14 protein-coding genes are annotated in these 9,650 nt (G+C 64.9%); 6 read left to right on the top strand and 8 right to left on the bottom strand.

The genetic code is table 11. The features are described from left to right. From BG842_RS05920 to BG842_RS05905, 4 genes are all read left to right on the top strand, one after another. Positions 1 to 1,281 (top strand): PKD domain-containing protein (locus BG842_RS05920; RefSeq protein WP_069450058.1); only part of this gene is annotated, 1,281 nt, incomplete at its 5' end. Positions 1,282 to 1,354: 73 nt separating this feature from the next. After that, positions 1,355 to 1,903: a GMP synthase subunit A gene (locus BG842_RS05915; RefSeq protein WP_069450057.1), complete on the top strand. Its 549-nt coding sequence runs from the start codon at positions 1,355 to 1,357 to the stop codon at positions 1,901 to 1,903. 36 nt (positions 1,904 to 1,939) lie between these two features. Beyond that, positions 1,940 to 3,793, top strand: coding sequence for a DUF2070 family protein (locus BG842_RS05910; RefSeq protein WP_069450056.1), 1,854 nt, complete (start codon positions 1,940 to 1,942; stop codon positions 3,791 to 3,793). A 65-nt stretch (positions 3,794 to 3,858) separates the two neighbouring features. Further along, a complete protein-coding gene (locus BG842_RS05905; protein WP_069450055.1) occupies positions 3,859 to 5,250 on the top strand; it encodes an FAD-binding oxidoreductase in 1,392 nt (463 codons plus the stop codon). 276 nt (positions 5,251 to 5,526) lie between these two features. Here BG842_RS05905 and BG842_RS28660 read toward each other — a convergent pair whose 3' ends face one another. The 4 genes from BG842_RS28660 to BG842_RS05890 form a co-directional block, all read right to left on the bottom strand. Beyond that, the gene (locus tag BG842_RS28660) at positions 5,527 to 5,817 is read right to left on the bottom strand and encodes a hypothetical protein (RefSeq protein ID WP_139136033.1); all 291 of its coding nucleotides are present in this window, start codon (positions 5,815 to 5,817) and stop codon (positions 5,527 to 5,529) included. A gap of 66 nt (positions 5,818 to 5,883) precedes the next feature. Beyond that, a complete protein-coding gene (locus tag BG842_RS05900) occupies positions 5,884 to 6,135 on the bottom strand; it encodes a DUF3194 domain-containing protein (RefSeq protein WP_007979951.1) in 252 nt (83 codons plus the stop codon). Between the two features lie 3 nt (positions 6,136 to 6,138). After that, positions 6,139 to 6,537 carry a prefoldin subunit beta gene (locus tag BG842_RS05895; RefSeq protein ID WP_007979952.1) on the bottom strand — a complete coding sequence of 133 codons (399 nt, stop codon included), beginning with the start codon at positions 6,535 to 6,537 and terminating at the stop codon, positions 6,139 to 6,141. A 193-nt stretch (positions 6,538 to 6,730) separates the two neighbouring features. Then, complete coding sequence (locus BG842_RS05890) at positions 6,731 to 7,399, bottom strand: helix-turn-helix domain-containing protein (protein ID WP_069450059.1); 669 nt, start codon at positions 7,397 to 7,399, stop codon at positions 6,731 to 6,733. An 84-nt stretch (positions 7,400 to 7,483) separates the two neighbouring features. On the opposite strand from BG842_RS05890, the gene BG842_RS05885 reads away from it, so the two are divergent. Together BG842_RS05885 and BG842_RS31130 are read left to right on the top strand one after the other, a co-directional pair. Continuing rightward, positions 7,484 to 8,212, top strand: a complete 729-nt coding sequence (locus BG842_RS05885) for an NAD(P)-dependent oxidoreductase (protein ID WP_254662935.1) — start codon at positions 7,484 to 7,486, stop codon at positions 8,210 to 8,212. Then, the gene (locus BG842_RS31130) at positions 8,206 to 8,469 is read left to right on the top strand and encodes a hypothetical protein (protein WP_254662934.1); all 264 of its coding nucleotides are present in this window, start codon (positions 8,206 to 8,208) and stop codon (positions 8,467 to 8,469) included. Before BG842_RS05885 ends, BG842_RS31130 begins: the two co-directional genes overlap by 7 nt. Before the next feature lie 18 nt (positions 8,470 to 8,487). Here the strand turns inward: BG842_RS31130 and BG842_RS05880 are convergent, their stop codons facing one another. The 4 genes from BG842_RS05880 to BG842_RS05865 form a co-directional block, all read right to left on the bottom strand. Beyond that, positions 8,488 to 8,778, bottom strand: a complete 291-nt coding sequence (locus tag BG842_RS05880) for a hypothetical protein (RefSeq protein WP_232423790.1) — start codon at positions 8,776 to 8,778, stop codon at positions 8,488 to 8,490. Between the two features lie 143 nt (positions 8,779 to 8,921). Beyond that, the gene (locus BG842_RS05875) at positions 8,922 to 9,188 is read right to left on the bottom strand and encodes a KEOPS complex subunit Pcc1 (RefSeq protein WP_069450054.1); all 267 of its coding nucleotides are present in this window, start codon (positions 9,186 to 9,188) and stop codon (positions 8,922 to 8,924) included. Positions 9,189 to 9,193: 5 nt separating this feature from the next. Beyond that, positions 9,194 to 9,328: a DNA-directed RNA polymerase subunit P gene (locus BG842_RS05870; protein ID WP_007979966.1), complete on the bottom strand. Its 135-nt coding sequence runs from the start codon at positions 9,326 to 9,328 to the stop codon at positions 9,194 to 9,196. Beyond that, positions 9,328 to 9,606, bottom strand: a complete 279-nt coding sequence (locus BG842_RS05865; RefSeq protein ID WP_007979967.1) for a 50S ribosomal protein L37ae — start codon at positions 9,604 to 9,606, stop codon at positions 9,328 to 9,330. Before BG842_RS05865 ends, BG842_RS05870 begins: the two co-directional genes overlap by 1 nt. Positions 9,607 to 9,650 lie beyond the last annotated feature (44 nt).

The following is a 9,650-nucleotide window of genomic DNA, read 5'->3' as shown; positions in this document are numbered from 1 at the left end:
GTCAGTCCGATTCACGGCGACACGAACGTCGTCGATTTCTACGACTACCGCACCCCGTACACGAATTCGAGCAGTTGGGCGTACGGCTACTTCGGTCCGAAAGCGTTCACCCGCGAGAACGGGAGCACGATGTTCCTGTACCAGGCCCCGAGCGGCGTGACGAGCCTCGTGATGATCCACGACAAGATGAACAAGAGCCGAACCGGCGACAACAACCCGATGAGCACGGTGACGTTCGGGTTCGACGGCCTGCCGAGTTCCGGCCAGTGGGTGTTGATGGACGACACGTACCCCCACCGTGACGACCGCTGGTCGCGGACGCGCCTCGATTGGATCTGGGCCGGGTCGCGCACCGACGGCGGCGTCTTCCGCGGCGTGTCCGGCGATTCGAAGATAACCGTCACGCCCTCGTGGAACGATGATGCGACGCTCTACAACCCGCAACTCAAACACGAACCCGTCACGTCGTGGGCGTTCCTCTCGGGCGGATCGGGTAGTCCGAGCGCGACGGAACTCGACATGGGCTCACCCGTGACCGTCCGGCCGGGAACGTGTGGTGGCTCGCTACAGGCGTCGTTGCGGGCCGCGGGGACGGCCAGCGCCGGAACGCCCATCACCCTCGACGCGAGCAGATCGAGCGACTCGGAGGGGACGCCGACGAAGTACCGCTGGGATTACGACGACGACGGGACGGTAGACGAGACGACGACGCGACCGACGACGACCCACACCTATTCGAAACCGGGCGAACACATCGCCCGCGTGACGGTCGTCGATAGCAACGGGCACACCGCCAGCGCGACCACGCCCGTAACGGTGGAGCGGACGAAAGCGGACATCCACGTCACGGACGTGTCACTCGACAGAAAACAGGTGTCGAAGGGGGAGAATGTGACGGTCACCGCGACGTTCGAGAATACGGGCGACGGCGACGGAACGATTCCGGCCGTCCTCGCGGTCGGTAACTCGGTCGGAGCCAGAAAGCGGGTCCACGTCGCGGCCGGGAAGACGAAGACGGTTACCTACACCTACGAAGCGACGGCGACGGGCAAACAGAAGGTGGCCGTGAACGGCGTTTCGGCGGGGACGCTCGCGGTCGGACAGCCGACGACGACCGGTGAAGCGAACACGACCACGCACGCCAAACCCGCTGGCGAGACGACCCCCGGTTCGAACGGATCGCATTCGTTCGGTCCGAACGTCGTGTTCGACCACCCCGGCATGAGCGGGTTCGTGGTCGCGGTCATCCTGCTCGGCGCGGCGCTCGTGGTCCGTCGGTGACCCGCGACCGAGCGCCGCGCGCGGCGCGACGGTGACGAGGCGTTTTTATCCGTGCTCTCCATACCGCCCGGCAATGACGAAAATCCTCGTCGTGGACAACCACGGACAGTTCACCCACCTCGAACACCGGGCGCTTCGGGACATGGGCATCGAAACGGAGCTCATCGACAACGACACGCCGCCGGAGGACATCGACGCCGACGGCCTCGTCCTCTCGGGCGGCCCGTCGATGGACGACATCGGCAACTGCGCCGAGTACCTCGACCTCGACATCCCCGTTCTCGGCATCTGTCTCGGCATGCAGGTGATGGCGAACGTTCTCGACGGCGAAGTCGGGGAGGGCGAGTACGGCGGCTACGCCGACGTGACCGTCGATATCACGAACGAAGACGACCCGCTCGTCGGGTCGCTGGCACCCGAAACGCGCGTCTGGGCCAGCCACGCGGACGAAGTGAAGCAGGTCCCGAGCGGATTCGAGCGAACCGCCACCAGCGACGTGTGCGGCATCGAGGCCATGAGCGATTCCGACCGCGACCTGTACGGCGTCCAGTGGCACCCGGAGGTGGCACACACCGAAGAGGGCGAGGAAGTGTTCGAAAACTTCCAGAGCGTGTGTGAGTAGTATACTTTAACTCTCCGGGGCGTAGCGTTTCGACCAATGACAGCGACCCAGAGCGACCTGGCGAGCCTGTCCCGATACATCTTCCGTGCGCCGCGGTGGTACGCGAGTCTGGGGTTCGCGCTCTTCATCGCCGCGATTGCGGGTGTCGGGGCGTTCGACTCGCAGTACATCCTCCAGGACGCATGGGAGGGAATCTTCTTTATCGGGGTGCCGACGGTCGTCGCGAGCATCTTCACCACGCCAGTTGACCGGCGTCTCGGCGGGCAGTTGACCTACAACCGGTCGTCGCTGCTCGCGCTGACGTGCGAAATCATCGTCGTCACCGTGCTCTCGGTCGCGGGCGTCATCTCGGCGTTCACGGGGATGGGCCAACAGTTCGTCTTCGACGTACTCATCTTCAGCCTCGCGTCCGTCTTCGCCCTCCGACTCCTCGTCGTGATGGCCGTCTCGCGCGCCTCGTTTCCGGTCGCACTGATACCCGCGAGTATCCAGACCGGCACCGCCGCCGTCCTGTTTTTCATCTACAGCGAGACGATTCGCGTCCTCGAAGTCGGCGGGCCGCTCGTCCAAAACCTGCTCGCTCGCGGGGACAAAGCCCCGGCGGCGCTCGGCATCATCGCGCCGCGGGATTTCATCCTGCTCGGGGTCGTCAGCGGGATGTACGCGCTCGGAGTCTACGGGTTTCTCACCGTCATCGACCGACCATGGCGGCGCAGTCTCGGCGTCAGCGCGCTCGATTTCCTCCGAGGATTCATCGGCCACATCGCGGAGGGGACCCGCGAACTGGAGGACTTCTTCGAGCAGATCGGGCAACAGGCGGTCGTCCCCGTCACCGTCCTCTCCTTTCGCCGCGAGGACGAAAGCGAGAAAGCGCGGTTCGTCCTGCCGATGATTCATCCGGGTCCGATGGGCGAAATCGGCGGCGGAAACCTTCCGCGCCGGGTCGCCGCCGAGTCGGACGGGCTGGCGTTCCCGCCCCACGCCACCGCCGGACACGACTTCAACCTCGTCACCGAGCGCGAAGTGGACACCATCCTCGAAACCGCACACACCGCTTTCGAGCGAATCGAGTACAGCGACGACGCCACCCAGAGCGTTCGAACGCGGGAGGGCGACGCCAAAATCGTCGGACAGTCGTTCGGCGACGACGCGCTGCTCGTCGCCACCTACTCCCCGACGTTCGCCGACGACGTGGAGTACGCGGTCGGTCTCGCCGCCGCCGCGGAGGCCCGGTCGGGCGGAGTGGACGAGGTGATGCTGGTCGATGCGCACAACTGCAACAACGGTCTCCAAGGCGAGGACATCGGCCACATCTACCCCGGAAGCGAGCGCTCGTTCCACATGATTCAGGCCGCGCGAGCGACGGCGGACGAACTCGGAACTGCGAAGCGCGGTCGTCCGAAACTCGGCGTCGCGTGGGACGAGACCGAGTGGACGCCCGCCGAGGGAATCGGGCCGCTCGGCGTTCGCGTCGGGGTGCTCGACGTCGCGGGACAGCGGACGGCCTACGTCCTCGTGGACGGCAATAACATGGAACCCGGCCTCCGGGACCGCATCGTCGCCGCCGTGGACGCGGACGACGTGGAGGTGATGACCACCGACACCCACATCGTGAACATGGTCGAATCCTCGAATCAGGTCGGCGGGGCCATCGACCACGACGAACTCATCTCGCTCGTCACACGGTTAACGGATGAGGCGACCGCGGACCTCGAACCCGTCGAAGCCGGAATGGCGAGCGAGTACGCCGAAGTGACCGTCTTCGGTAACGACCGCACCGAGACGCTGGCGAGTCACGCGAACGCCGTCATCGCCATGGGCGCGGCGCTCGCCGGGGCGGTCATCCTCGCGGTGACGGCCATCAGCGTCCTCATCTTCTTCCTCGCCTGAGGCTGTCGGACGAATCACAGTCGCGTTTATCCACGCCTCTCGCTTACCTCCACTCGGTGGGGACAATGGCGATAGAGACGACCGAAACCGGAGTGGAACCACTCCGCGCGCAACTGAAGGGCGAACTCGTCACGCCGGACGACCCGGACTACGACGAGGAGCGCTCGGTGTGGAACGGCATGATAAACAAGCGTCCCGCGATGGTCGCGCGGTGCGACGGCGTCGCGGACGTCCGAGCCGCCGTGAATGTCGCACGAGAATACGACCTCCCGGTAGCGGTCCGCGGCGGGGGGCACGGCGTCGCCGGACGCGCGGTGGTCGACGGCGGCCTCGTCATCGACCTCGAACCGATGCACTGGGTCCGGGTGAACCCCGAAACGCGTCGCGTCCGCGCGGGTGCCGGAGCGACGTGGGGCGACGTGGACCGCGAGACGCAACCGTTCGGCCTCGCGGTGCCGGGGGGCGTCGTCTCGGACACGGGAATCGCCGGACTCACGCTCGGCGGCGGGATGGGACACCTCCGACGGAAGTACGGCCTCTCGTGTGACAGCCTCGTCTCCGCGGACGTGGTGACGGCGGACGGCGAGTTCGTCACCGCGAGCGAGGACGAACACGAGGACCTGTTCTGGGCGCTTCGGGGCGGCGGCGGTAACTTCGGCGTCGTCACCGCCTTCGAGTACGAAGCCCACCCCGTCGGCCCGGATGTCGCCACGTGCTTCGTCTGGTACGACGGCGAGCAGGCGGAAGAGGTCCTCCGGAAGTTCCGGGCGTACGCGGCCGACGCGCCCGACGAGGTGAGCCTCCTGCCGTTCTACGCGTGGGTGCCGGACCTCCCCGAGTTCCCCGAGGAGTCGTGGGGCGACTCGGCGGTGGCCCTCCTCGGGTGTTACGCGGGCGACCCGGAGAAGGGCGAAGCGGAACTCCGCACGGTTCGTGAGTTTGCAGAACCGATCACGGACTTCAGCGGGACGATGCCCTACGTCGAACTCCAGTCGATGTTGGACGAGGACTACCCGAACGGGCGTTTCTACTACTGGAAGTCGCTCTACGTCGACGAGTTGAGCGACGACATCATCGACGCCATCGTCGGCTGCGCCGAGCGCTGTCCGGTTCCACTCTCGACCGTCGATATCTGGCAGGGCGGCGGCGCGCTTTCCCGCGTCGGCGAGACGGAAACCGCGTTCGCACACCGCGAAGCGCCGTACGGACTCAACTTCGAGGCGAACTGGGACGACCCTCGACAGACCGACGCGACGGTCGCGTGGGTGCGCGAATCCATCGCCGAGATGCGGAAGTTTCCCGAAATCCGCGGGCAGTACGTCAACTTCCCCGGACTCGAAGAGGAATCATCGGAGGTGCCGTTCGGCGAGAACGCGGACCGACTCGCGGAGATAAAGGCCGAATACGACCCCGAGGGCGTCTTCCGCGCCCACGGGAACCTCGAACCGCGAGCCTGAACGAAACTCCCTTTTTCGGTGCTTCGCTAACGAACGCGCGTTCGCCTTCTCAAATGGGCGCTCGCGTGGCTGTTCGCCTGTTTCCTCCTCATCGTCTTCACGGCTGTTCCACTACTCGCTGGCGTCACTATCGGACTGCTCGGAGTCGTCGTCCTCGTCGCCATCGCGTCTACGATGTAGACGCCAGGAAAACCGTGGCTGCCCCGCCGCTAGCCCCCATCGCTATCCCGTCGCTCGCCCGAAAACCGTCCCACACCCATCGGTTCGATACCGGACCTACTCCCCCCCCAGCGTCTCCGCCGAGGGTTTTCGGGTCGTCACGTTCGGCCTGTCCCGGCGTGCAGTCGTTCGCGTCGGTCCCCGCGTTCTCCCGTGAGGGAGGGCGTTTGCCACTCGATTGCCGCCGGTTCGCCCGAGGGAAATGTCTCCCGGTCGTCGGTTGTCCCGACGAGTGACGGGTGGACGGTTCAGCCCAGAGAACGCTGTCTCACGGCGCGAGGAAAGCGCGCCGATTCCGCCGTTTTCGGCGGTCGTCCCCGAGCGGGCCAGTGACTGACGACACGTCACAACGTATTAAAATAGGGTCGGAGTTATAATAATTCGGCTTGAATACGCCAGTCAGGAAAGTAACGCTTACGCCGATTCTTCGGCGTCGGCGAACAGATCATCAACCGCCGCGCGGGCGGCCAGTGCGGCGTCGTTCGCCACCTTCTCCTCGTCCCGACTCGCGTTCGGCGCGTTGACGTACACGTCCACTTCGAGGATACCCTCCTCGAACGTGACCGTCACGTCAACGTCCTTGACGTCAGACTGTTTGATTCGGTCGAATATCAGGCCCTCGGCCGCTTCCGAGGCCGTCTGGACGACCGTCTCGTCGCTGACCATCGCTTACGCGCCGCCAGCGCCGCCGGGACCGGTCGGGCCGGACGGACCGCCCGCGCCGCCGCCGCCGAGCATGTCCTGAAGTTCGCCCTGCAGCTTCTCGAACTGCTCGCGGACGCGCTCTTCCTGCTTTTTGAGCGTCTCGACGCGAATTTCGAGGCTGTCAACCTTGTCTTCCAGGTCGGACTGGGCCGTCTCGTAGTCCGTCTTGATGAACAGTTCGCCGACTTCCTGGAACATCGTCGCGTCCTCGTCGATGTCGTCAAGCTCGTCGAGCGCGTTCTCCGACTCGGAGAGCTGCGTCTCGGCCTGATTCTTCTGCACTGCGACCTGCTGGGCCGTGTCCTGAAGGTCCTGCAGCTGTTCGAGCTTCTCCTGTGCTTCCGGTGGAAGATTACCCTGCATACCCGTCCCTTGTCGCCCGGACTGAAAAAGCCCCGCTTTTACGTTCGTGGAGGCACAGGACGGTTCGGCGAGGTATCGGTTAGGACGGGGCGTTTGACTCGCGGGAACGCGTCGAAACGTGCTTCGACTGGCCCTCGTTCGTTCCTTCGTCACTCACGAGAACACACCAGAACGAGTTCTGGCTGGCTCCCGCTCACTCCGTTCGCGAGAACACCTCCCCGAAGACACGCGACTCGGCCTTGCGGAGGTGTTCCGCGGCCGTACTCGGCGCACAGCCCATCGCGTCGGCGACGTCCTCGTGGCTTGCCCGCCGCGGTACGTCGTAATACCCCAGTTCGACCGCGATTCGGGCGGCCTCCCGCTGACGCTCGCTGAGCGACCGCACGACGGACTCGTGGCCCGTCGCTCCGTCGCCGACGAGTTCGACGTCGAGTTCGACACCCTTCGGTACGTCGCCCATGGCGTCCTGGAGCGCGGCCGCCGACCCGCCGACGGCGAACGTGGCTCGACCGTCGTCGTGATACTTCACGGGGGACAACTGAACGACACTTTCCCGGGAGAACGCGGAGAACAACGCCCCGTCGACCGCCGTCGTCTCGTTGTAGACGTAACAGTAGAACTCCTCGTCCGAGATGGACGTCACGTCGTACGTCAGTACCTCGGGAATTTCGTCGAGAGCGGCGGTGAACCGCTCGACATCGCCGCGAACATACAAGAGGAGGGTCACGATGTCTTCCGGGAGGTCCGACGGGTTGCCGTGGAGCGCACGGGCGTCCTCGACGTACTCCGCACCGGTCAAAATCCCGTACACGGGATGAACGGGCGTCTCGCCGGGGTCGAGCACCAAACGGAGATATTTCATACCGTACGTCACGTTCGGGAGCTTATAAATCGTCCAGAGGACTGCGGCAGAACCGCTATCGGCCGCTCGAACGAACTATCGAGTATGAACGTCTTCGTCGCCGGTGCGACCGGCGTCCTCGGTCGCGAACTCGTCGCCGAACTCGCGGTACGGAACCACCGCGTCGTCGGACTCTCTCGAAATGCGCGAGGAGACGAACTGGTCGCCGAGCGCGGCGGAGAACCGCGACGCGGGGATATCCTCGACGAGGAGTCGCTCGTTTCCGCCGCCGAAGGGTGTGACGTGCTGATTCACGCTGCGACGGCGATTCCGACGAGCAGGAAACCGACCGACGACGAGTGGGTCAAAAACGACCGCGTGCGCGCCGAAGAGGCGAGAAATTTGGTCTCGGTCGCAGACGAAATCGACGCCGACCGGCACCTCCTCCAGAGCATCGTCTGGGTCGCCCGCCAACCGGACGGACGGACGTTCGACGAGGAGGTTTCGCCCAACCCCGACCGCACGACGCGCTTCGCGCTCGACGCCGAGCGAATCGTTCGGCGGGGCGGAGAGGACGGAGACTTCGACGTCGGTATCCTCCGCTGTGGCTGGTTCTACTCCCCCGAATCCGCGCACACCCGACAGATGGGGTCCGGCCTGCTCGACCGGAAATTCCCGATTCTGGGCGACGGCCCCTCGGGCGACGGGATGCGGCGCTTTCGATTCTCCACGTCGAGGACGCCGCGCGAGCGTTCGCCGCGGCGGTCGAGTCCGACGCGACCGGCCGTTGGCACGTCACCGACGACGAACCGGTTTCTCTCGCGACGATGCTGACGGCGTTCGCGAACCGTCTCGGAGCACCGACACCGCGACGGATTCCCGGATGGCTCGCCCGACCGTTCGTCGGCAAACACTCGGTGCGCCTGCTGACGAACTCGATGCCGACGACGAACGAACGGTTCCGGGAGACGTTCGACTGGAACCCGCGATATTCGAGTTATCGGGACGGACTGGACGAGGTGGTCGAAACGTGGCGAGACGACGGACTGCTCGTCGCGGATGGAGACGGCTACGAGTGGCGTAGAAAATGAATCGGGAGTCGCCGCGTTTCACTCGCTCTCGAACAGAATTACGTCGTCCTCGTCGTCCTCGTCGTCCAGACAGAGCGGCACCGGCGGCCCCCAGAGATAGCGGTGCTGGTCGCCACAGGCGGGACAGTCGTAGGTCGCGATTCCTTCGCCATCCGCGACGCTGGAGTCCCAGTCGTCGGGGTCGGTGTGCTCCGTGGCGATGGGCGTCATCGTCTCGGGGCATCGAATCACGATACGATGGTCGCGGTCGAAATCACCCGTTTCGTCGTCGCTCTTTTTCCGTCCGAACGGGTTGAGTCGGTCGAACACGCCTATCGCCACCCGAGGGGAGTCGCTGGGCACACCCATTCGTGGCGGTTACTGGTTTCCCGTCTCTTCTGCAGCACGGTACCAGCGAAAGGAACCCTACGAACACAAATCCGTCGATACAATCGACAAAGTATCTGAACAATCTAGAGAGACGGTTTGCGTACCGAATCGCCCGTTTCGGCGACCGTCTCGGCGACGCCCACGAGCGTTTGCCACGTGTTCAGCGCCGCACGGAGGGCGATGAGGTCCTCGGCCTCGACGCGGACGGAAACCGTGTTCCCGTCGCGTTCGACGGTCGTCCGAGAACGGTCGTCGTCTATTTTGCCGATCTCCTGCTCGACGCTCCGAAAAACGAGAACCGCACGCTCCTCGGCGTCGTACTCGAAATCGAGAAGCGCGTCGTGAGACACGGGCGCTACCGGACGTTGACTTCCTTGACGTCGCGGCTGCGCTCTTTCAGCAGGACGCGGTGTCCACAGTACGGGCAGCGAACGCCGCCGTACTCGTCCAGTTCGACATCCCGCTTACAGCGCGAACACTTGTAGCTCATTATTCGTCGTCAGCCAATGCGGCGCGGATGGAACGCTTGACGGTCCGTCCGGCAGGCGTCTGCGGGCGGTAGGTACCACCGGCGAACGTGTAGCCGCACCGACCGCACTCCCAGATGCCCGTACCCTGTCGGTCCACGGTGTCGTTACCGCAGTCCGGGCAGGTGTGGTTTTCGTTCATGTCCGCTTCGATTTCGGAGATGCGCTTGCGCGCGACGCGACCGTATCGCGCCCCGAACCGACCGGCGCTACCGGTTCGTGATCGAGAGTCTTCGGCCATAGTACCGAGAAATAACCCGAGAGGACTGATAAAGCCTTTGAGTT

The sequence above is a fragment of the Haladaptatus sp. W1 genome, from assembly GCF_001723155.1.
Taxonomy (GTDB): Archaea; Halobacteriota; Halobacteria; order Halobacteriales; family Haladaptataceae; genus Haladaptatus; species Haladaptatus paucihalophilus.
The sequence above is the reverse complement of the archived record's forward strand: the minus strand, read 5'-3'. Positions and strand labels throughout refer to the sequence as shown.

Excerpts from the sequence above, each read along its gene's own strand:
- BG842_RS05890 (WP_069450059.1), bottom strand. The coding sequence starts at position 7,399 with ATGAAATATCTCCGTTTGGTGCTCGACCCCGGCGAGACGCCCGTTCAT.
- BG842_RS05905 (WP_069450055.1), top strand. The coding sequence starts at position 3,859 with ATGGCGATAGAGACGACCGAAACCGGAGTGGAACCACTCCGCGCGCAA.
- BG842_RS05865 (WP_007979967.1), bottom strand. The coding sequence starts at position 9,606 with ATGGCCGAAGACTCTCGATCACGAACCGGTAGCGCCGGTCGGTTCGGG.
- BG842_RS05870 (WP_007979966.1), bottom strand. The coding sequence starts at position 9,328 with ATGAGCTACAAGTGTTCGCGCTGTAAGCGGGATGTCGAACTGGACGAG.
- BG842_RS05910 (WP_069450056.1), top strand. The coding sequence starts at position 1,940 with ATGACAGCGACCCAGAGCGACCTGGCGAGCCTGTCCCGATACATCTTC.
- BG842_RS05895 (WP_007979952.1), bottom strand. The coding sequence starts at position 6,537 with ATGCAGGGTAATCTTCCACCGGAAGCACAGGAGAAGCTCGAACAGCTG.
- BG842_RS31130 (WP_254662934.1), top strand. The coding sequence starts at position 8,206 with ATGCTGACGGCGTTCGCGAACCGTCTCGGAGCACCGACACCGCGACGG.
- BG842_RS05885 (WP_254662935.1), top strand. The coding sequence starts at position 7,484 with ATGAACGTCTTCGTCGCCGGTGCGACCGGCGTCCTCGGTCGCGAACTC.
- BG842_RS05900 (WP_007979951.1), bottom strand. The coding sequence starts at position 6,135 with ATGGTCAGCGACGAGACGGTCGTCCAGACGGCCTCGGAAGCGGCCGAG.
- BG842_RS05915 (WP_069450057.1), top strand. The coding sequence starts at position 1,355 with ATGACGAAAATCCTCGTCGTGGACAACCACGGACAGTTCACCCACCTC.